This window comes from Amycolatopsis sp. SB7-3 (assembly GCF_041021335.1).
Taxonomy (GTDB): Bacteria; Actinomycetota; Actinomycetes; order Mycobacteriales; family Pseudonocardiaceae; genus Amycolatopsis; species Amycolatopsis japonica.
Genome location: NZ_JBFPJQ010000006.1, coordinates 267,067 through 287,788, shown reverse-complemented (window position 1 = coordinate 287,788; position 20,722 = coordinate 267,067). Strand labels below are relative to the sequence as shown.

General features: G+C 69.6%; 20 protein-coding genes and 1 pseudogene. 5 read left to right on the top strand and 16 right to left on the bottom strand.

Features of this window, described 5'->3' with window-relative positions:
• Nucleotides 1–148: 148 nt before the first annotated feature.
• On the top strand, nt 149–1,558 hold the full coding sequence (locus tag AB8M46_RS34075; RefSeq protein WP_394362873.1) for an amino acid permease: 1,410 nt from the start codon (nt 149–151) through the stop codon (nt 1,556–1,558).
• Here the strand turns inward: AB8M46_RS34075 and AB8M46_RS34070 are convergent.
• The 6 genes from AB8M46_RS34070 to thyX form a co-directional block, all read right to left on the bottom strand.
• Nucleotides 1,488–3,047, bottom strand: coding sequence for a VWA domain-containing protein (locus AB8M46_RS34070; protein ID WP_394362871.1), 1,560 nt, complete (start codon nt 3,045–3,047; stop codon nt 1,488–1,490). The two genes, AB8M46_RS34075 and AB8M46_RS34070, sit on opposite strands and share 71 nt — an antisense overlap.
• Before the next feature lie 335 nt (nt 3,048–3,382).
• On the bottom strand, nt 3,383–5,080 hold the full coding sequence (locus AB8M46_RS34065) for a ribonuclease J (protein WP_037343103.1): 1,698 nt from the start codon (nt 5,078–5,080) through the stop codon (nt 3,383–3,385).
• Nucleotides 5,077–6,090 (bottom strand): 4-hydroxy-tetrahydrodipicolinate synthase, encoded by a 1,014-nt coding sequence (gene dapA, locus AB8M46_RS34060; protein ID WP_037343102.1) that lies wholly within the window; start codon nt 6,088–6,090, stop codon nt 5,077–5,079. The genes AB8M46_RS34065 and dapA overlap by 4 nt, the downstream gene beginning before the upstream one ends.
• A 110-nt stretch (nt 6,091–6,200) precedes the next feature.
• Nucleotides 6,201–7,706 carry a serine/threonine-protein kinase gene (locus tag AB8M46_RS34055; RefSeq protein ID WP_394362870.1) on the bottom strand — a complete coding sequence of 502 codons (1,506 nt, stop codon included), beginning with the start codon at nt 7,704–7,706 and terminating at the stop codon, nt 6,201–6,203.
• An 82-nt stretch (nt 7,707–7,788) separates the two neighbouring features.
• Complete coding sequence (locus AB8M46_RS34050; RefSeq protein ID WP_016332627.1) at nt 7,789–8,181, bottom strand: ACT domain-containing protein; 393 nt, start codon at nt 8,179–8,181, stop codon at nt 7,789–7,791.
• The gene (gene thyX / locus AB8M46_RS34045) at nt 8,181–8,933 is read right to left on the bottom strand and encodes an FAD-dependent thymidylate synthase (RefSeq protein WP_005156312.1); all 753 of its coding nucleotides are present in this window, start codon (nt 8,931–8,933) and stop codon (nt 8,181–8,183) included. The genes AB8M46_RS34050 and thyX overlap by 1 nt, the downstream gene beginning before the upstream one ends.
• 132 nt (nt 8,934–9,065) lie before the next feature.
• Here thyX and AB8M46_RS34040 point away from each other — a divergent pair, with 132 nt between their 5' ends.
• Both AB8M46_RS34040 and AB8M46_RS34035 read left to right on the top strand, forming a co-directional pair.
• Entirely contained in the window at nt 9,066–9,590 is a 525-nt protein-coding gene (locus tag AB8M46_RS34040; RefSeq protein ID WP_394362869.1) for a toxin-antitoxin system HicB family antitoxin, read from the top strand.
• A gap of 11 nt (nt 9,591–9,601) precedes the next feature.
• Nucleotides 9,602–10,519, top strand: a complete 918-nt coding sequence (locus AB8M46_RS34035; RefSeq protein WP_394362868.1) for a DUF4097 family beta strand repeat-containing protein — start codon at nt 9,602–9,604, stop codon at nt 10,517–10,519.
• Nucleotides 10,520–10,597: 78 nt separating this feature from the next.
• On the opposite strand, the gene AB8M46_RS34030 is transcribed toward AB8M46_RS34035, so the two are convergent.
• Together AB8M46_RS34030 and AB8M46_RS34025 are read right to left on the bottom strand one after the other, a co-directional pair.
• Nucleotides 10,598–10,942, bottom strand: coding sequence for a hypothetical protein (locus tag AB8M46_RS34030; protein WP_394362867.1), 345 nt, complete (start codon nt 10,940–10,942; stop codon nt 10,598–10,600).
• Between the two features lie 144 nt (nt 10,943–11,086).
• Nucleotides 11,087–12,307, bottom strand: a complete 1,221-nt coding sequence (locus AB8M46_RS34025) for a winged helix-turn-helix domain-containing protein (protein WP_394362866.1) — start codon at nt 12,305–12,307, stop codon at nt 11,087–11,089.
• 59 nt (nt 12,308–12,366) lie between these two features.
• On the opposite strand from AB8M46_RS34025, the gene AB8M46_RS34020 reads away from it, so the two are divergent.
• Nucleotides 12,367–12,927, top strand: a complete 561-nt coding sequence (locus tag AB8M46_RS34020) for a GNAT family N-acetyltransferase (RefSeq protein WP_083649967.1) — start codon at nt 12,367–12,369, stop codon at nt 12,925–12,927.
• 66 nt (nt 12,928–12,993) lie between these two features.
• On the opposite strand, the pseudogene AB8M46_RS34015 reads toward AB8M46_RS34020, so the two are convergent.
• A pseudogene (locus AB8M46_RS34015) lies at nt 12,994–13,296 on the bottom strand (GtrA family protein); the annotation flags it as partial.
• 254 nt (nt 13,297–13,550) lie between these two features.
• Between AB8M46_RS34015 and AB8M46_RS34010 the strand changes: the two are divergent.
• On the top strand, nt 13,551–14,072 hold the full coding sequence (locus AB8M46_RS34010; protein WP_037343090.1) for a YqaA family protein: 522 nt from the start codon (nt 13,551–13,553) through the stop codon (nt 14,070–14,072).
• Between the two features lie 54 nt (nt 14,073–14,126).
• On the opposite strand, the gene AB8M46_RS34005 is transcribed toward AB8M46_RS34010, so the two are convergent.
• The 7 genes from AB8M46_RS34005 to AB8M46_RS33975 all read right to left on the bottom strand — a co-directional run bounded on the left by AB8M46_RS34005 (nt 14,127) and on the right by AB8M46_RS33975 (nt 20,649).
• A complete protein-coding gene (locus tag AB8M46_RS34005) occupies nt 14,127–14,576 on the bottom strand; it encodes a tetratricopeptide repeat protein (protein ID WP_037343089.1) in 450 nt (149 codons plus the stop codon).
• The gene (gene dapB / locus AB8M46_RS34000) at nt 14,573–15,319 is read right to left on the bottom strand and encodes a 4-hydroxy-tetrahydrodipicolinate reductase (RefSeq protein ID WP_037343088.1); all 747 of its coding nucleotides are present in this window, start codon (nt 15,317–15,319) and stop codon (nt 14,573–14,575) included. The genes AB8M46_RS34005 and dapB overlap by 4 nt, the downstream gene beginning before the upstream one ends.
• The gene (locus AB8M46_RS33995; RefSeq protein WP_037343087.1) at nt 15,316–16,680 is read right to left on the bottom strand and encodes a pitrilysin family protein; all 1,365 of its coding nucleotides are present in this window, start codon (nt 16,678–16,680) and stop codon (nt 15,316–15,318) included. Before AB8M46_RS33995 ends, dapB begins: the two co-directional genes overlap by 4 nt.
• A gap of 97 nt (nt 16,681–16,777) precedes the next feature.
• Nucleotides 16,778–19,027, bottom strand: a complete 2,250-nt coding sequence (locus AB8M46_RS33990; protein ID WP_394362865.1) for a polyribonucleotide nucleotidyltransferase — start codon at nt 19,025–19,027, stop codon at nt 16,778–16,780.
• Between the two features lie 235 nt (nt 19,028–19,262).
• Nucleotides 19,263–19,532, bottom strand: a complete 270-nt coding sequence (rpsO, locus tag AB8M46_RS33985; protein ID WP_003084034.1) for a 30S ribosomal protein S15 — start codon at nt 19,530–19,532, stop codon at nt 19,263–19,265.
• A gap of 128 nt (nt 19,533–19,660) precedes the next feature.
• Nucleotides 19,661–20,170, bottom strand: a complete 510-nt coding sequence (gene thpR, locus AB8M46_RS33980) for an RNA 2',3'-cyclic phosphodiesterase (RefSeq protein WP_037343085.1) — start codon at nt 20,168–20,170, stop codon at nt 19,661–19,663.
• Nucleotides 20,167–20,649: a helix-turn-helix transcriptional regulator gene (locus AB8M46_RS33975; protein WP_037343083.1), complete on the bottom strand. Its 483-nt coding sequence runs from the start codon at nt 20,647–20,649 to the stop codon at nt 20,167–20,169. Before AB8M46_RS33975 ends, thpR begins: the two co-directional genes overlap by 4 nt.
• Between the last annotated feature and the right edge of the window lie 73 nt (nt 20,650–20,722).

Genomic DNA, 20,722 nt, shown 5'->3' with positions numbered 1-20,722 from the left:
GAGCTCCTCGGAACGCGCGGTGGAGTGCCTAGGTTGGCAGAGTCCACATCGGCCTGTTCACCTGGGGTTGCGCAAACACTTTTCCTCCCCGGCCCACGGTGCGACAATCCCGCGATCCGCCGACGCTCCGACAGGAGGTAACCGCGACATGGACCCCGAAACCACGCGCGAACGAGCGGGACTGCGCCCGGACCTGCGGCAACGCCACGTACGGATGATCGCCCTCGGCGGCATCATCGGCGCGAGCCTGTTCATCGGCAGCGGCGCGGTCATCCACACCGTCGGCCCGGCGGCCGTCCTCTCCTACGCCATCGGCGGCCTGATCGTCGTGCTGGTGATGCGGATGCTCGGCGAGATGGCGACCGCCTCGCCGTCGCAAGGGTCCTTCATGGAGTACGCGCGGACGTCGCTCGGCGGCTGGGCGGGCTTCACCGTCGGCTGGCTGTACTGGTACTTCTGGGTCGGCGTGGTCGCGTTCGAGGCCGTCGCCGGGGCGAAGATCCTCCAGAGCTGGATTCCCGTTGTGCCGCAATGGATCTTCTCGCTGGCGCTGATGCTGCTGCTGACCGCGACCAACCTCGCCTCCGCCCGTTCGTTCGGGGAGACGGAGTTCTGGCTCGCGTCGGTCAAGATCGCCACGATCGTGGTGTTCCTCGTGGTGGGCATCCTGTTCGTGCTCGGCGCCTGGCCCGGCGGTTCGTTCTCGGTCGGCAACATCGCGCAGGACGGTTTCCTCGCCAACGGCCCGTTCTCGGTGGTGCACGGGGTGGTGATCGTGATCTTCTCCTACTTCGGCGCGGAGATCGTCACCATCGCCGCCGCCGAATCGCGGGAACCCGAGGCCGCCGTGCGCAAGGCGACCTCGTCGATCGTGTGGCGGGTCATCGTGTTCTACGTCGGCTCCGTGACCCTGCTGGTGATGATCACCGGCTGGCGTGACATCCCGACCACGACCAGCCCGTTCGCCGCCGCGTTCGGCCGGTTCGGCATCCCCGCCGCCGAGACCGTGGTCAGCGCGGTGGTACTGACGGCCGTGCTGTCGGTGCTGAATTCGGGGCTGTACACCGCTTCCCGCATGTTGTTCGCGTTGCGCGGCAACGGCTGGGCGCCGAAATGGATCGCGGACACGAACCGGCGCGGCGTCCCGTGGAAGGCGATCCTGGTGTCCACTTCGGTCGGTTACGTGGCCGTGGTGATGAACTTCGTGTCCCCGGACAAGATCTTCTACTTCATCATCAACTCCGCCGGCGCGGTCGCGTTGTTCGTCTACGCGATCATCGCGGGCTCGCAGCTGCGGATGCGGCGCCGCCTGGAGGCCGAGGCGCCGGAACGGCTGAAACTGCGCATGTGGGGTTACCCGTGGCTCAGCTGGCTCACCCTCGCCGGGACGCTGGCCGTGGTCGCGTCGATGTTGTTCGTGGACGACGACACGCGGGCCCAGCTCTACCTCAGCCTGATCAGCCTGGCGGTGATCCTCGGCGTGTATTTCATCCAGCGCCGGCGATCCGGCCGAGAGCCCCGTAAAACACCTCTTCGATCTTCGCGGGATCACGGCTGAGGAAGGCCTGTCCACCGGCGGGCGCGACGAGCTGCCCTAGTTCGGTCTCGTCGGCGTCCGGGCCGATCCCGATGGCGATCACCTGCACCGGGCGCTCCCGGTCGCGCAGCTTTCCCAGTTCCGCCACCAGGTTCTCGCGGCTGATGCCGCCGGGATCGGTATTGCGGCCGTCGGTCATCACGATGACGAGGTTCAGCTTCCCCCGCTCGAATTCCTTGTGCGCCAGCCGGTAGACGTCGAGGACGCTGTCGTAGAGCCCGGTCTGCCCGTCCGGTACGGCGCGGACGGCGCGCAACCGATCGACCGCCGCCAGCTGCTGCCCGACCGGGGCCATCGGCAGGATCTCCCGGTAGTCCCGCTCACCGTCCACTTTGGTCGCGAAGGCCAGAAAACGGACCTGTGACGTGGATTTGAACAAGTGCAGGGCGTTCTCCGCCGCCTCCAGCGTGATCGCCAGGCGGGATTTCCCCGTTCCCGGTACCGGCGCGCTCATCGAACCGGACACGTCGATCAGCACCTGGACCCGGGCGCTCGCGTTCACGCCGGCCCACTGGCTGAGCGCCTTGCCGACTTCGGCGGCCGCCGGGATCTCGGCACTGCGCTGCCCATGTGCCTCGACGCGTCGATCGGTTTCGGTCAGCCGCAACGCTTGCCCGCCCGGAGCACGCAGTTCGGACCGCGTGCCGGTCGCGGCGCCGTAGAGCAGGGCACGCTTGAGCTCCGCGACGGCCTCGGCCTGCCGCCGGGTCGCCCCCGCGATCTCGACGAACGGATAGTCGAGCGCCATGGCCGCGGGCGAGTACGCGGCCACCAGCGCGGTCTCGCCTTCGGAAAGCACGGAATTGTGCCGTAGCACCGCGTTCTCCGGAGCGGGGAACACCGTCGCACCCGAAGTGGTGGCGGCGAACTTCCGGAGCGACGCGACGTACGCGGCGGCCGGATCCGGGGCGCCCTTCGTGACTTCGCGGAGTGCCAGCAGCGCCGAGACTCCGACGGGATCGCGTGCCGGATCCGGCATTCCGGCGACGATCCCGGCGTGGCCCAGCACTTCCGGCCACGTCAGCGGCTCGCGGGGCCAGCCGAGCGCTCGCGCGACCGGTTCCGCGACCGCGAGCACCACCGGGGAACTGGCGATCGACGGTCCCGACGGCGGAACACCGGTGGCCTGCCTCAGGAACAGCGTCGACGACGGGATCCAGGCCTGGGGCTTGGGCGCGGTCCCGGAGAGTTCCTGCGCCAGCTGGAGGGATTCCCGGGGCTGGACGTCGAACGCGACACACGCGAGAGCGAGGGCGCCCGCCGCCTCCGCGACGGCGGGGGCGATGTCGGGCGACGCGGCGACGACCACCCGCGTGGTCTCGCAGTCGGGTTCGGACCGCGACATGGCCACGGCGACCCAGGTGGCCGCGCCGAGCACGGCCGCCAGCGCGAGCGCCAGCAGCGGGAGCAGTATCCGTCTTCGGGTCCGGCTGGTGGCGTGGCGTCCCATCGGCTCTCCCGGCATGGGGCTCGAGGAGCGTCCGAGGGTACGCCGAGAGCACCCCTAGGGGAAGGCTACGACTTTCGGCGTAGAGAAACCCCACCGAGGCGGGAGGTGCCCCCGAGTGGCTCGCGAAACACTTGCCCGGTAAGGAAAACACTCGAAACCGGGGGAATTCGTGATGAACCGGCCCACCCGTGCGGAACAGCGCAAAGCGCGCAACGCCCTCTTCGGCCAGGCGATCACGGTCGCCTTCGCACTGCTGCTCGCGGCCGCCACTCGCGCGTGAAGGCCCCCTTCCCTCGGCTGAGCCGAGTAAAGGGGGCCTTCACGCGCGTTCGGGACTAGACGGGGATGACCGTCGGCACGATCATCGGGCGGCGCCGGTAGGTGTCGGCGACCCAGCGGCCGACGACGCGGCGCACGGCCTGCGCGATGCGATGCGTGTCGGTGATGCCCTCGGCCTCGGTCCTGGCGAGTTCCATCTCCACCATCGGGACCACGGCGTCGAGCGCCTTCGGGTCGTCGGAGAACCCGCGTCCCGACACCGTCGGCCGCGTCACGGCGCGGCCGGTGCTGGTGTCCACGGCGACGGTGATGGCGATGAACCCGCCCTCGCCGAGCACGAGCCGGTCGGACAGGGTCGACTCGCCGACGTCGCCGACCGAGAGGCCGTCGACGTACACGTGCCCGACCTCGACCCGGCCGGTCCGGGTGGCCTTGCCGTCGACGAGGTCGACCACGACACCGTCCTCGGCGATCACCACGTTCTCCGGCGCGACACCGGTGCGCACGGCCAGTTCCCCGTTGGCGCGCAGGTGTTTCCACTCGCCGTGCACCGGCATGACGTTGCTGGGGCGCACCGCGTTGTACAGGTACAGCAGCTCGCCCGCCGACGCGTGCCCGGACACGTGCACCTTGGCGTTGCCCTGGTGCACGACGTTCGCACCGAGCCGGGTGAGGCCGTTGACGACCCCGAAGACCGCGGTCTCGTTGCCCGGGATCATCGAGCTGGCCAGGACGACGGTGTCGCCGGCGCGGATCGAGATCTGCCGGTGTTCGCCGCGCGCCATCCGCGACAGCGCCGACAGCGGCTCGCCCTGCGAACCGGTCGACACGAACAGCACCTTGCCCTCGGGCAGGTCACTGGCCTGGTCGAGGTTGACCAGCAGACCGTCGGGCACGTTCAGCAGGCCGAGATCGGCCGCGATACCCATGTTCCGGACCATCGACCGGCCGACGAACGCGACCCGGCGCCCGTGCCGCACGGCCGCGTCGAGCACCTGCTGGACCCGGTGCACGTGGCTCGCGAAACAGGCCACGATGACCCGCTGGCCGACCTTGCGGACGACGTCGTCGAGCACCGGGCCGATGTCGCGTTCCGGCATGACGAAACCGGGCACCTCGGCGTTGGTCGAGTCGACGCAGAACAGGTCCACGCCCTCGTCGCCGAGCCGGGAGAACCCGGCGAGGTCGGTCAGCCTGCCGTCGAGCGGGAGCTGGTCGAGCTTGATGTCGCCGGTGTGCAGCACGACCCCCGCGGGTGTGCGGATGGCCACCGCGAGCGCGTCCGGGATCGAGTGGTTGACCGCGAAGAACTCGAGGTCGAACCGGCCGACCTTGCGTCGCTCGCCCTCGCGGACCTCGATCAGGTTCGGCCGCTGGCGGTGTTCCTTGGCCTTGGCCGCGAGCAGCGCGTTCGTGAACCGGGAACCGTAGATCTTCAGGTCCGGCACGAGCCGCAGCAGGAACGGGACGGCGCCGATGTGGTCCTCGTGCCCGTGGGTGAGGACGAGACCGTCGATGTCCTCGAGGCGGTCTTCGATCGCGCGGAAGTCGGGCAGGATCAGGTCGACGCCGGGCTGGTCGTCCTCGGGGAAGAGCACCCCGCAGTCGACGATCAGCAGACGGCCGTCGAATTCGAAGACGGTCATGTTGCGGCCGACTTCGCCGATCCCGCCGAGCGCGACCACGCGCAAGGCGCCTTCGGGCAGCGCGGGCGGCGGGGTGGTCGGTCCGGGTCCGGTTGGCAATGAACTCACCGAGGCATGGTCCCTACGCTGGTATGTGAGGTCGGCGCCGTGTAGGCCGCCGCTGAATCTGCTTGTGCCACTCGTGCACCATGCCAGTCACTGGCGGCGCTTTCGCCGAGCGGCACGCCCCCCTGGGCGAGATCCGCGGAAATCGCCTGGAGCTGCTCGTCGCTCGCGGCCACGATGGGCAGCCGCGGGTCGCCGATGTCGAATCCGCGCAGCTTCAGGGCCGCCTTCGAGAACGCGACCCCGCCGACGCGGGACATCGCCCGCAGGACCGGCAGCATGCCACGGTGGTTGGTGCGCGCGGTGGAGGTGTCACCGGACTCGTAGGCGTCCATCATGCCGCGGATGCGGCCCGCCACGACGTGCCCGATCACGCTGACCACGCCCGCGCCGCCGACCGAGACCCACGGCAGGTTGAGGCCGTCGTCGCCGGAGTAGTAGGCGAGCTGCGAGTTCGCGATGACCTCGGAGCCGGCGATCAGGTCGCCCTTGGCGTCCTTGACCGCGAGGATGCGCGGATGCTCGGCGAGCCGCAGCAGCGTGTCGACCTCGATGGGCACGATCGAGCGCGGCGGGATGTCGTAGAGCATCACCGGCAGGCCGGAGGCGTCGGCGACCGTGGTGAAGTGCGCGTAGAGCCCGGCCTGGCTGGGCCGCGAGTAGTACGGCGTGACGACGAGGATGCCGTGGGCGCCCGCCGCTTCGGCCTGCTTCGCCTGCTCGATGCTGTGCGCGGTGTTGTTCGTGCCCGCCCCGGCGACGATCGTCGCGCGGTCACCGACGGCTTCGACGACGGCGCGGACCAGCTCGGCCTTCTCGGCGTCGGTGGTGGTGGGGCTCTCCCCCGTCGTGCCGTTCACGACGAGACCGTCGTTGCCCAGTTCCACGAGGTGTTCGGCCAGCTCCTGCGCCCGCTTCAGGTCCAGCGCCCCGTCGGCGTCGAAGGGGGTGGCCATCGCGGTGAGCACGCGCCCGAACGGTCTTCCCGGCGCTGCGGTAGGTGGAGTGGACATGCTGTGAAGGTACCTCCTGCGAGCGCCGAACCCTTGCCGACGTGGTCGTTCCCGTCGAATGCGGGAGATTTTCCGCGACGAAGGCGAACTCGGCGCAAACTCTCTGTGAGCTATTTGACCTTGGTCGTGATCTGCGAGGGGATCTGGCTCCCGTCGGTCTTGGCGAGCAGGCAGTAGTAGCCCCGCGAGTAGCTGCGGTCCTCTTCGCCGGGCGGCCGCTTCCACTCGGCTTCGGTCGGGACGAGCGCCCGCCAGGTCAGCGACGCCCGCTGCGCCGCGGGCACGACGTTCGAGTTGAAGGTCGCCGAGCAGGTCGCCTCGGCGATCCGGTTGACCGTTTCCGCGCCCGGGTATTCGGCGATCTTCGCGTCGTCGTCGCTGGGGGACTCGACTTCGAGCAGGGCCCGTTTGGAGAAGATCTCCAGCAGGTGGTCCTTGTCGCAGCTGACCCCGTCGTTCAGGTTGATGCCCTCTCTGAGCGGCACGTTGTAGCAGTCCCCGGACGAACCGAGTTTGACCTGGCCGTTGATGCCGTAGGTCAGCGTCGGCTGCGCCTGTGAACTCCCCTCGGGCGCGGCCATCCAGCGGCCGAGGAAGATCCCGCCGACCAGCGCGCCGATCACGGCCACCGCGGCGAGGCTGAGCCACAACGGGCGCAGGTTGCGCTTCGCCTCGGGCGCCGGGGCGAGCCGGGTCATCGGCTGGCCGGACTGCGGCATCATCGCCGTGCCGCCCGAAGGCGGCGTGGGCTGGGCCTGCACGCCTTGCGCGGCCGCGAGCAGGCTGCGCACCTGGTCGTAGGACATCCGCGCCTCGGGTTTGGTGACCAGCAGGCCGAGGATCGCGGCGGCCAGCGGGCCCTGGACCCGGGTCAGGTACGGCGCCTCGGTCATGATCGCGTGCAGCGTCGCCGCGGTGGTCGACCGTTCGAACGCGACGATGCCTTCCGCGGCGAAGAACAGCGTCGTGCCCAGCGACCAGAGGTCGGATTCCGGCATCGCGTCGCGGCCCTCGACCCGTTCCGGCGCCATGAACGCGGGCGAGCCGACGATCATGCCGCTGGTGGTCAGGCGCGGGTCGTCGGCGGCGTGCGCGATACCGAAGTCGGTGAGTTTCACCCGGCCGTCCGGCGCGACCATGATGTTCGCGGGTTTGACGTCGCGGTGCACGATCCCGGCGGCGTGCGCGGCCCGCAACGCGGACAGCACCCGCTCCCCCACCAGCGCGACCTGCTGCGCGGGCAGCGGACCGCGGTCGCGCACCAGGTCGGCCAGCGTCGGCGCCTCGACCAGCTCCATCACGATGTAGGTGGCGCCGTTCTCGGTGACGACGTCGTACACGGTGACGACGGCCGGATCGTTGAGGCGACCGCCGGAGCGGACCTCGCGCAGCATCCGCTCCGACAGCACCGAGGCGTCCTCGGGGGCGTTCGGGAACTTCAGCTCCTTGATCGCCACCTGGCGGCCGATCACCTGGTCCTGCGCACGCCAGACGATGCCCATCCCGCCGCGGCCGAGCTCGCCCAGCAGGGCGTATCGGCCGGCGACGATCCGCGCGCCGGTGGCCTGCTGCGTCTGCTGGGGCGGCCCGTACGGACGGGTCTGTTCGTCGGTCAAGGTTCGGTGCTCCTTCGGTTCGCGCAGGATGCTAACTCGGACCCGTTCGCGTCCCGAAAGGTTCCTTCGCCCGGCTGATGGATCAGACCGTGACCTCGTGCCCGGCCTCCCGGAGCGCCTTCACCGCGCGCTCCAGTTCGGCGGCCCGGACCAGCACGTGGTCGGTGTCGAATGTGGACATCGAGAACAGCGCCACGCCGGCGGCGGCGAGCTCGCTCGACAACGCCGCGATGATGCCGGTCAGCGTGAACGCGAGCGGTCCGCGGACCGACAGCAGCCGCCAGCCGTCCTCGACGGTGGCCCCGGCCGGCGCGAGACCGGCCGGGCAGATCACCGACAGCTCTTCCGGCGTCCGGGTGAGGGAGATCAGCACCGGCTCGCCGGGGTCGAGCAGGTTCGCCGGAACCGGCGCGTCCGGGGCGAGGCGGGCGACCGCGTACTCGCCGGGCCGGACGTCGATCGCGAGGCGTCGCATCAGCCCTCGAGAACCTTCGGGCTGGACGCGACCTCGGTGCCGTCGGGCAGCGCGGAGATGGTGAAGTCCGCGAAGACGTTGCCGGAGGCCTTCTGCAGCTCGCGCAGGCAGTCGATGGCCAGGGCGCGGATTTCGACGTCGGCGTGCTCGGTGGCGCGCATCGCGATGAAGTGCCGCCAGGCACGGTAGTTGCCGGTGACCACGATGCGGGTCTCGGTCGCGTTCGGCAGCACGGCGCGGGCGGCCTGGCGGGCCTGCTTACGGCGCAGGGTGGCGCTCGGCACGTCGGCGAACTTCTCCTCCAGCCCGGCGAGCAGTTCGGTGTAGGCGTCGACCGCGGCCTGCGAGGCGGCGAGGAACTTCGCGTGCAGCTCCGGGTCCTGCGCGATGACGTCGGGCTCGACGAACGCGGCGTCGCGCTCCGGCACGTAGCGCTGCGAGAGCTGCGAGTAGGAGAAGTGACGGTGGCGGATCAGCTCGTGCGTCAGCGACCGGGAGATGCCGGTGATGTAGAAGCTGACGGAGCCGTGCTCCAGCACCGACAGGTGGCCGACGTCGATGATGTGCTCGAGGTAGCCGGCGTTGGTGGCCGTCTTCGGGTTCGGCTTCTTCCAGGACTGGTAGCAGGCCCGGCCCGCGAATTCGGCCAGCGCCTCACCACCGTCGGCATCGGTCGACCACGGTACGTCGGACGGCGGGAAGAACTCCGTCTTCGCGATCAGTTGAACCTTGGGTGACACGGTCTCGGCCACGTTCGCACTCCTTTTCGACCCCTGCTCCACGACTCCGGGCAGCGTAACCGTAAGCAGGTTTGACGCCGGGGCGACATCACGGTGACGTCAGGTCTCCTTGACGTGACATCACAGTGACGTCATAGTGGTGTCATGGATCTGACGCCGTACATCACAAGCCTTCGCGAGGACCTCGCGAACACGGCTTCGGCCGGCGACGAGCAGACGCGGCGCGCTGCCGCGCTGCTGTCGTCGGCGCTGGAGCCCGCCGCCCGGCTGACCATCATGAACGCCCTCGCCGACCTCGCCGCCGAAGTGACTTCGGCGCTGCCGGGGCACGTCGTCGACGTCCGGCTCGACGGCCGCGACGTGCGCGTCGTCGTCACGGGGGCGGGTGAGGGCGCCGAGCAGTCCGCGCCCCGCACCGATGCGCCGCGGGAGACCCCGCGCGCGCCCAAGGTGGACACGGGCGACATCACCCGGATCACCTTGCGCCTGTTCGAGCAGGTCAAGGGCCAGGCCGAAGCCGCGGCCGCCTCGCAGGGCGTTTCGCTGAACACGTTCGTCTCGCAGGCCGTCCAGGGCGCGCTGGGCAAGAGCGGGAGCGAGCACTGGCAGCACAAGCAGAAGCCTGGCGGCGGTGCCGGTTCGCACCTGCACGGCTGGGTCCAGGGCTGAGGGGGACGGACATGACCGAGGAAAGCATTCCCGCCGGTGAAGAGACCGTGCGCGTCGAGGACTTCGAGGCCGAGGGCCCGATCGAGGTCGACGTGAGCGTGGCCATCGGCCGGGTGACCATCGAACTGACCGACGGGAACGGGGTCCACACCGAGGTCCGCCGGGACGGCGGCGAACAGCAGCCGTGGGTGGACGGTATGACGAGCCTGCTCAGCTGGGTCGGGGAACGTTTCGGCGACCAGCTCGGCGGTTCACCGGTGGGGTCGGCGGGCGCCGTGGGTGACGCCGTGGCGCAGACACGGATCGAGAAGGTCGGCAACCGGCTGGTCGTCCAGGCGCCGAAGGCCTGGCAGCTGAAGAACGTCCCGCTCGCCGTGACCGTCCGGGCACCCGCCGGTTCGCATCTGGAGGTGCGGGCCGGGGCGGCCGACGTGACGGTCACCGGCTCCGCCGGACGGGCCGACCTCATGACCGGCGCGGGCAAGATCGCGCTCGAACGAGCCAACGGTTCGGCGATCGTCCGCACCGGCACCGGCGACATCAAGCTCGGGCCGACCCTGTCCGGTCTCCAGCTGCGTACCGGCAGCGGCTCCGTCGAGGCGGCGTCGGTGAGCGGTTCGGCCACGGTCGCGACCGGCACGGGTGACGTCTGGCTCGGCGAGGTCGCGGGCGAGGTCCTGGCGCGCACCGGCAGCGGTTCCCTCTCGGTGGCGGACGCCGCTTCCGGGACGCTGGAACTGACCACCGGATCGGGTGAGGTCCGCGTCGGGATCCGCGGTGGTGTCCAGGCGGAGATCGACCTCTCGTCGACGACCGGATCGGTGTCGAGCGAACTGGAGGTCGCGGACAGCGCGCCTTCGGAGGTCTCGCTGAAGGTGCGGGCGCGCACCGGCACGGGTGACGCGGTGGTGACCAGCGCGGCCGGCTGAGCCGCGGTCTGCAGGGGGATCGAGGGACCTTTGCTCGCACTTTTCCACGGGGGTGGGAGCAAAGGTCCCTTGCTCATTTCAGGTGCTCGCGAACGGCCGCCAGATGGACATCGGTGATGCCCGTGCGCGGATCGACCCGCACCAGGTGCGTGGCCGTCCCGTCCCGCCGGGAAAGGAACGCGTCCCTGGCGGCGGGATACAGGTCGAAATCGTCATCGAGCCAGACGAGAGGGCGCGGCCCGGCGTAGCGGGCGACTTCGCCTGGTTCCCCCAGGTGGTCGCCCAGACCAGTTCCGCGTTCCCGGCCGCGTCGAGCAGCGCCGTCCCGTGGCCTGGGTTGAGCCACATCCGCGGTGGATGCCGCCTGCTCCAGCCCCGGATCCGGAACATGTGCTCGATGCCCGAAGCCGCCGGGACCTTCACTCGAAAACGGCCGTTGATGAAGGATTTGGGACGTTGAATGCCCCAAATCCTTCACGGACCTCCCCGCGAGAAGCGCCGACGCTATGAAAGGTCCTTTCCTTGCAAAATTTGCAAGGAAAGGACCTTTCATAGCGTTCGCGAAGTTCAGCGCACGAGGCGCGAGAGCACCGGAGCGAGATCGCCCCGCTCCCCCACCGCGACCCCGTCCAGCCCCTGCCATTCCGCCATCAGCCGCAGCTCGCCCGCCAGCTCACTGGCGACCCGCGCGACATCCACCCCAGGCTCGGCGAAGGCGCCCTGGACGCGAAGCACCCCGGCGGCGCGATCGCATTTGAGGTCGACCCGGCCGACGAGTTCGCCGTCGAGCAGGAACGGGAACACGTAGTACCCGTAGATCCGCTTCGGCTCGGGCACGTAGATCTCGATGCGGTAGAAGAAGTCGAAGATGCGCTCGGTGCGGGCGCGTTCCCAGATCAGCGGGTCGAAGGGCGACAGCAGTGCCCGGCCGGTGACCGACCGCGGCGCTTTCGCCGCGACGTGCCGGTACGCCGGGGCGGGCCAGCCGTCCACGGTCACCGGTTCCAGCACACCCGCCTCGACCAGTTCCGCCACCGCCCGCTTGCTGACGTCGGGGCCCAGCCGGTAGTAGTCCCGCAGATCCGGTTCGGTGCCGATGCCCAGCGCGACGGCCGCGCGGGTGATCAGTTCGCGGGCGCCTTCCTCCGGGCTCACGGTCCGCGACAGGATCTCCGGCGGGACGACGCGTTCGGTCAGGTCGTACAGCCGCTCGAACGACCGGCGCGTGCCGGTGGTCAGCTGCCCCATGCCGAAAAGCCACTCGCAGGCCTTTTTGACCTCGGACCGCTCCCACCACGAACCGGGCCTCGAACCGCCCGACTTGCCCTCCAGCGCGCGCTCGATGCCACCCGCACCGATCGGTCCCTGTTCCTTGATCACGGTCAGGATGTCGTCCACCAGCTGCGGCGTCTGGTCCAGCACCCGCGCGTAGTTCGTCCACCAGCCCATGCGCTTCGCCCCGGACCGGATGAGCGGCCAGTCCGCCACCGGCAGCAGGCTCGCCTCGTGCGCCCAGGATTCGACCAGCATCCGGGGTTTGCGCGCGGAATGGGACCAGGCCGCGTCGTCCACCAGCGTGGGCTCGTACGCGCCGAGCCGGGAGAACAACGGCATGTAGTGCGCGCGGACCGCGACGTTCACCGAATCCAGTTGCAGCAACTGGATCCGCGACAGGACGCGCTGCAGATGCCTCCTCGTCACCGCTCCACCGGGACGCGCGTCGGCGAACCCTTGTGCGGCCAGGGCGATCCGGCGCGCGACCGGACCGCTGATGGTCGTAGTGCTCATCGTGCGCATGCTGCCATCCACCACCGACAGTTTTCGGCGACACCGCTAATCTGCGCAGCATGGCCGCCGCCGAAGTCCGCCCAGCAGTCGTGTCCGACGCCCCCGAGATCGCCCGCATCCAGCGCGATACCTGGCGAAGCGCCTACACGGAGCTGCTCGGCGAAGCGGCTGTCGCCGGGCTCGACATCGAAGAGCTCGAAAAAACCTGGACCGAGACGATCGAGTACCCGGGCACACGTGTCTTCCTCGCCACCGAAGGCGAGTTCACCGTCGGCTTCTGCGTCGTCGGCCGCGCGCCGGTGAGCGAGGTCGCCACGGCCGACGGATCGCTGCCCGACGACGCTTCGACGACGGCGCTCATCGCCTCGCTGCTGGTCGAGCCGCGCTGGGGACGCCGTGGGCACGCGGGACGGTTGCTGGCCAACGCGTCCGCCTGGCTGCGCGAAGACGGCGCCACCCGCGGGATCAGCTGGGTCGCCCAGACCGATCACGCGTCACTGGGCTTCTTCCGCCGCGCGGGCTGGTCGCCCGACGGGACCGTCCGCATCCTCGACACCGGAAGCACGAACGTGCGCGAAGTCCGCCTCACCGGCGGCCTCGACCTCGAGCTCACTCCCTGACTTCGCGAACACGACCCAGCGCATCACCGAGTACATGAACACGCCTTCGCACGCCCCGGCGATGAGCCGGGACAGGCGGTAGTCGACGCCGAGCGCGGCCAATCCCGCGCCGACGCCGAGCAGGAACGCCACGTAGTTGATGACGATCGCGATGACGTACAGCACCGCCTGCCTGCCGACGGGCGCGTGCGAGCGGAAGTTCATGCTGCGGTTCAGCACGAAGCTCAGCCCGAACGCCGTCGCGTAGGCGAGCGTGATCGCCAGCCACACCGGCAGGCCGAGCCAGCCGCGGAGCAGGGTCAGCAGGATCAGGTCGACCCCGAAGGTGAACCCGTTGATGAGCGCGAAACCGAGGAAACTCGGCGCCACCAGCCGGGAAAGCCCGAAGGGGAGGCGCCGCACCACGGCCGCGCAGAAGTCGGCGAAGCGATCCGCGAAACCCTTGCCGCGGACCGCGTCGTGCACGTCGGCCACGACTCCAGCATGGCAGCGGCAGGTGGCCGCGAGCCGACGAACAGGTGATCTTCTGGTGCGGCCCCGAGGCCGGGAACGGGGGCTGGCCCCAGTGCGTCCAGGTTTTCAGCTGATAACTTGGAGAGGACGAAGATAACGGGGAGGCAACGATGGTGGGCTGGTTGCTCCTGTCGTTCGGCGTCGCCTTCGGCTCCGCGATCCTCCCCGTGGTCAGCATCGAGATGTTCCTCATCGGCCTGTGCGCGAGCCAGCCGACGCTGCCGTGGCTGCTGCTCGGTGCCATCGTCGCGGCCGGTCAGGTGGGTGGGAAGACGCTCTACTACCTCGCCGCGAAGGGCACGATCAAGCTGCCGAAACCGCTGCACGACCGCCTGCACCGCGAGCGGCCACCGACCCCGCGCCGGGAACGGTGGCGGGCGCGCACCAAGAAGATGCGTGCCCGGCTCGACGCCTTGCGTGAGCGGTGCCATCGGCATCCGCATTGGATGGCGGGCACATACGGGGTGAGTTCGGTCGTCGGGCTGCCGCCGTACATGGCCACGAGTGTGCTCGCGGGCCTGGTGCGGATGCCGCTGGCGACCTTCCTGGCCACCGGTTTCGTGGGCCGCTGGCTGCGGTTCAGCCTGCTGGCCGCCTCACCCGCCCTGTTCGCGGGCTGGTTCCACTACTGACCTCACGCATTTAGTCCTCTGGATGCGTGAACGCCCACTCCCGCATTTCGTCCTCTAAGTGCGGGAGGCGGCTTCGAGTTCCACGGCGCGCCGCATGGTCGCGCGGGCCCGTTTCCGGTCCCCGGCGATCTCGTACGCGTACGCCAGCCGGTACCAGACGCGCCAGTTCTCCTGATCCGCCTCGACCTCGGCGCGGCGTTCGTCGAACCAGGCGTCCGCGGCGTCGCGATCCACCCGGCCCGAAGGCCGCCGCGGCAGATCGGAGACGTCGGGAAGGCCGCCTTCCTCATCCAGCCGCCGCGAGAGCCGCTGGATCTGGACGCCGGAACGCCAGGTGGTGACGATGATCCAGATCCCGAGCACGGGCAGCAGCAGGACGCCGATGCCGAAGATCACCGGCACCGTCTCGCCGGTGCGCAGCAACGCGATGGCCCGGCCCGCCAGCAGGACGACGTAGACGGCGAGCGCCGCCGTCATCACCAGCGCGAAGTTGCGGGCCCTCACAGGTCGAGGATGTTCTCGAGACCGACCGTGAGGCCGGGCCGGGTGAGCACCGAGCGCACGCCGAGCAGCACGCCCGGCATGAACGACGTGCGGTGCAGCGAATCGTGCCGGATGGTCAGGGTCTCCCCCTCGCCGCCGAACAGGATCTCCTCGTGCGCCACCAGCCCGGGGAGCCGGACCGAGTGCACGCGGACGTCGTCGACGAGCGCGCCGCGGGCACCGTCCACTTCGGACGTCGTCGCGTCTTCACCGGGAGCGAGACCGGCTTCCGCGCGGGCTTCGCCGATCAGCCGCGCGGTGTGCGCGGCGGTGCCGGAGGGCGCGTCGGCCTTGCGGTTGTGGTGCAGTTCGATGACCTCGGCCGAGTTGTAGAACCGCGCCGCCTGCTGGGCGAACCGCATCGCCAGCACCGCGCCGAGCGCGAAGTTCGGCGCGATGAGCACGCCGAGCGAAGGGTCGGCGGCGAGCCACGAGCGCAGCTTCTCCAGCCGCTCCTCGCTGAACCCGGTGGTGCCGACCACGGCGTGGATCCCGTTGCCGGTCAGGAACTCGAGGTTGTCCATCACCGCTTCGGGGTGGGTGAAGTCGACGACGACCTGCGCCTGCTTGAGCGCCGCGAAGTCGTCACCGGCGTCGAGCGCGGCGACGAGCTCCATGTCGTCGGCGCCGTTGACGGCGTTCACCACTTCCTGGCCCATCCGGCCGCGTGCGCCCAGCACGCCGACGCGAATCCCAGCGGTCATGATGCGATCACCTCGTGCAGATCGTCCGGAAGGTCGTCGGCGTGAGCGTACGGCCCGACCACCGCCGCCGCCGAGACGCCACCAGGGCGGGCGAGCAGAGTGCGAGCGAGCGCACAGACCTCTTCGGTGGTGACGGCGTCGATCCGCGCCACCGTGTCGTCGACGCCGAGATAGCGGCCGTAGTTCAGTTCGTTCTTGCCGATCCGCGACATCCGCGACGAGGTGTCTTCCAGGCCGAGCACGAGCCCGCCCCGCAGCTGTCCCTTCGCCCGCGCGACCTCGGCTTCGCTCAGCCCGTCCTTGCCGACGAGTTCGAGCACCTCGCGGATCACGCCGGCGACCTCGCCGAGCTTCTCCGGCTGGCAACCGGCGTACACGGCCATGTGCCCGGCGTCGGCGTAGCTCGCGACGGACGAATACACCTGGTACGCCAGGCCGCGCTTCTCGCGGACCTCCTGGAACAGCCGCGAGCTCATCCCGCCGCCGAGCGCGGCGTTGAGCACCGACTGCGCGAACCGCCGGTCGTCGTGCCGCGACAGCGAACGCAGGCCGAGCATCACGTGCGCCTGCTCGGTGTCGTCGGTGTGCAGCGCGAGTTTCGGCGCCATCGCGATCCGCGCCCGTCCGCCCCGCGGCGGGACGGGGGTCGCCGTTCCGGTCAGCCGGTTCCGCAAAGCCTTGCGCACCAAGCGAAGCACCTGGCCGTGCTCGATGTTCCCGGCGACCGCGAGCACCATCCGCGGCAGTGTGTAGCGGCGCCGGTAGAACCCGCGCAGCGCCGAAGCGGACATCTCGATGATGGACTTCTCACTGCCGAGCACCGGACGGCCGAGCGCGTGGTTGCCCAGGATCGCGCCGACGAACGTCTCGTGCAGCAGGTCTTCGGGGTCGTCGTCGCGCATCGAGATCTCTTCGAGCACGACACTGCGCTCGGTCTCGACGTCCTTGTCCGTGCACAGCGCCTCGAACACGACGTCGGTGACGAGGTCCATCGCGAGCGGCAGGTCCTCGTCGAGCACCTGCGCGTAGTAGCAGGTGTGCTCCTTCGCGGTGAACGCGTTGAACTCCCCGCCGACCGCGTCGATCTCTTCGGCGATCTGGGTGGCGTCCCGGTTCGTGGTGCCCTTGAACAGCAGGTGTTCGAGGTAGTGCGCCGCGCCCTCGACCGACGACGGCTCGTCGCGCGAGCCGACGCCGACCCACAGCCCGACCGTCGCCGAACGGGACGCGGGGACGTGTTCGGTGATGACCCGGAGGCCACCGGCCAGCACACTGCGCTTGACCACCGCGCCGTCCGAAGTGGACTCCAGCGTGCGGGTGCTGCCGACGGGCTGTTCGTGCCCGGGAACCTGACGAGCCAACGGATTCCTTACTCACATGTCAGGAAAGGGTCGTTCAGGACGAAAAATGTCCTGAACGACCCTTTCCTGACGTTTCACATCGGTCCAGCCAGGACTACTACGCGTCGGCCTTCGGGGCCTCGGCCTTGTCACCCTCGGCGGGCTTCTCGGCGGCTTCCTCGTCCTTGACCACGATCAGGCTGATCTTGCCGCGGTTGTCGATGTCGGCGATCTCGACGCGGAGCTTGTCGCCCACGTTGACCACGTCCTCGACCTTGGCGATCCGCTTGCCGTTGCCCAGCTTCGAGATGTGCACCAGGCCGTCCTTGCCCGGCAGCAGCGAGACGAACGCGCCGAACGCGGCCGTCTTCACCACGGTGCCGAGGAAGCGCTCGCCGACCTTGGGCAGCTGCGGGTTGGCGATGGCGTTGATCTTGTCGATCGCCGCCTCCGCCGACGGGCCGTCGGCCGCGCCCACGTAGATCGTGCCGTCGTCCTCGATGGAGATGTCGGCGCCGGTCTCCTCGGTGATCGAGTTGATCATCTTGCCCTTCGGGCCGATGACCTCGCCGATCTTGTCCACCGGGATCTTCACGCTGGTGACGCGCGGCGCGTACGGGCTCATCTCGTCCGGGCCGTCGATCGCCTCGGCGATGACCTCCAGGATGGTGAGGCGAGCGTCCTTCGCCTGCTTCAGCGCGGCCGCGAGGACCTCCGACGGGATGCCGTCGAGCTTCGTGTCGAGCTGCAGCGCGGTGATGATGTCCTTGGTGCCGGCGACCTTGAAGTCCATGTCGCCCATGGCGTCTTCGGCGCCCAGGATGTCGGTCAGCGCGACGTAGCGGGTCTCGCCGTCGACCTCGTCGGAGATGAGGCCCATGGCGATGCCGGCGACCGGCGCCTTCAGCGGGACACCCGCGTTCAGCAGCGCCATGGTCGAGGCGCAGACCGAGCCCATCGAGGTGGAACCGTTGGAGCCCAGCGCCTCGGAGACCTGGCGGATCGCGTACGGGAACTCGTCCCGCTTCGGCAGGACCGGCACGAGGGCGCGCTCGGCGAGCATGCCGTGGCCGATCTCGCGCCGCTTCGGCGAACCGACGCGGCCGGTCTCGCCGGTGGAGAACGGCGGGAAGTTGTAGTGGTGCAGGTACCGCTTCGTGGTCTCCGGGGAGAGCGAGTCGATCTGCTGCTCCATGCGGAGCATGTTCAGCGTGGTGACGCCCAGGATCTGGGTCTCACCGCGCTCGAACAGCGCGGAACCGTGCGCCCGCGGGATCACGGCGACCTCGGCGGCGAGCGAGCGGATGTCGGTCAGGCCGCGGCCGTCCATGCGGATCTTGTCCGTGAGGACGCGCTTGCGCATGATCTTCTTCGACAGGGCCTTGAACGCCGCGCCGATCTCCTTCTCGCGGCCCTGGAAGGCTTCGCCCTCGCCCAGGCCGATCTTCTCCAGCACCGCGGCCTTGACCTGGTCGGTCGCGTTGTCGCGGTCCTGCTTGCCCGCGATGGTCAGGGCGTTCGCGAGGTCGTCGGTCGCGATGGAGGCGACGGCGTCGTACGCGTCCTGCTCGTAGGCGAGGAAGACCGGGAACTCACCGGTCGGCTTGGCGGCCAGCTCGGCCAGCTGCTGCTGGGCCTCGCACAGCACCTTGATGAACGGCTTCGCGGCCTCGAGGCCCTCGGCGACGGCGACCTCATCCGGCGCCTTGCCACCGGCGGCGATCAGGTCGAGGGTCTGCTCGGTGCCCTCGGCCTCGACCATCATGATGGCGACGTCGTCACCGACGATGCGGCCGGCGACCACCATGTTGAAGGTGGCCTCTTCCAGCTGCTTCCAGGTCGGGAACGCGACCCACTGGCCCTCGATCAGCGCGACGCGGACGCCGCCGACCGGGCCCGAGAACGGCAGGCCGGCGATCTGCGTCGACGCCGAGGCCGCGTTGATCGCGAGGACGTCGTACGGGTCCTCCGGGTTGAGGCTCTGGACGGTGATGACGACCTGGATCTCGTTGCGGAGACCGTCGGCGAACGACGGGCGCAGCGGCCGGTCGATCAGGCGGCAGGTCAGGATCGCGTCGGTCGACGGGCGGCCCTCGCGACGGAAGAACGCGCCGGGGATGCGTCCGGCGGCGTACATCCGCTCCTCGACGTCCACGGTCAGCGGGAAGAAGTCGAAGTGGTCCTTCGGGTGCTTCGACGCGGTGGTCGCCGAGAGCAGCATGGTCTCTTCGTCGAGGTACGCGACGACGGCGCCGGCGGCCTGACGGGCCAGGCGGCCGGTCTCGAAGCGAACGGTGCGGGTGCCGAAACGGCCGTTGTCGATCACGGCTTCGGTTTCGTGCACGGTGACTCCGGTGGAGTCGGTCATAGGGTGTATCTCCTCTTTTGATCCTCTGTAACGGCGCGAGTCTCCCACCCTGGGACCTGTTTCGCCTGCGGACGCTCGAGGAGTGAGGCCGGTCTTCGATCGAAGCCCCCGGGCCGTTGCCCGGGAACCACTACCGAGGACCGGCGGACGGTTCCTCGTGCGCGCTCGCGCCGCGTGTTTCTGTACTTGGACCGAGGGGGAGCGACCGCAGTGGTCACTCCCCCTCGGGTTCGAGCTATCGGCGCAGGCCGAGACGCTGGATCAGCGCACGGTAACGCTCGATGTCCACCTTCATCACGTAGTTCAGCAGCCGGCGGCGGCGGCCGACCAGCAGCAGAAGCCCGCGACGGGAGTGGTGGTCGTGCTTGTGAGCCTTGAGGTGCTCGGTGAGGCCGACGATGCGCTTGGTCAGCAGCGCGACCTGGGCCTCCGGGGATCCGGTGTCCGAGTCGTGCACGCCGTACTCGGCAAGGATCGACTTCTTCTCTTCGGTGGACAAAGCCACAGTGGTGCTCCTAGATACTCTGTGCCGTGCGGCCCGGACGATGCTTCACGCCGGGTGAGACGGTCACGGCCGCCACGGACTGCAGCCGGACCCAATCATCGAGGTTACCAGCCTCGTGATCAGCGGCTTCAGTCGCGGGCGTGGTTCAACGCGTACGACCGGATCACCCGGTAGCGCGAGACGCCCTGCTCACGGTCACTGCTCATCAGAACGGCCTCGGTCGCCGTCCAAGTCTCACTGGTGAACCCGGCCAGCCGCTCCTCCCACGCGCTCGCGGCGTCCGGCCGGTCGCGGGGGAAGCGGGCCAGGGTCAGGTGGGCCACGTACGGCCTGCCCTCACTCTCCGCGCCGGCCCGCAGGGCCAGCTCGTGGAGCCCGGTTCCGGACACACTCAACCACAGGACCCCGGGGAATGTCGCGGCCTTTTCCAGCCGGAGGTCGAGCGGGCCCGCGTCCGCCAGCCGTCCGGCGAGCCAATCGCCTCGTTCCGCCGGGTCGTCCGCGCCGTAGAAACCGAGGGTGACGTGCCAGTCCTCCCGCGGCGACCAGCGGAAACCGTCGCCTCCGGGAGTGCCCACCGCGGCGGCGACCCGGTCGAGGACGCCGTCCGGCGGGATCAGCGCGCTGAAGAGGGTCACGAGCCGTTCTTGGCCGCCCGGCGCAGCAGATCCGCCAGCGACGGGAAATCTTCGTCGAGCAGCTTCGCGGCCTCGGTGAGGTCTTCGTCCTCGCCGATGTCCCGCAGCGCGGCGAGCACGCCCTGGTCGTCGGCGACGGCGCCGACCGGGATGCTGTCCCGGCCCACCGTCGGCCGCGAATCGCGGACGTCTTCCAGCGCCTCCTGCATGGCCTTGCGGTCGCCCGCGGCGACCGCGGGGACGAGCACCTTGCGCTCCAGCATGATCATCTTGGCGAGGACGACCGGGTTCCCGATCTTCGCGCGACGGCCGCTCATCACCTGGCTGAGCATGGGGGCGCTGATGCCGAGGACCTCGGCGAGGAAGGCCTGGGAGATGTCGAAGGCGACGACCAGTCTCCGCACGCGATCGCCGAGCGGTTCCCCGTACCACTCCTTCTGCAGCGCTATGTTCCGCTGGACGATCTTGTGGTCCTCCACCTGGTCCGCTCCCCTAACCCCATCGAACGCCATGCGCGCGGTCCGTGACATCTTGCCACCGGAACGCACCCAG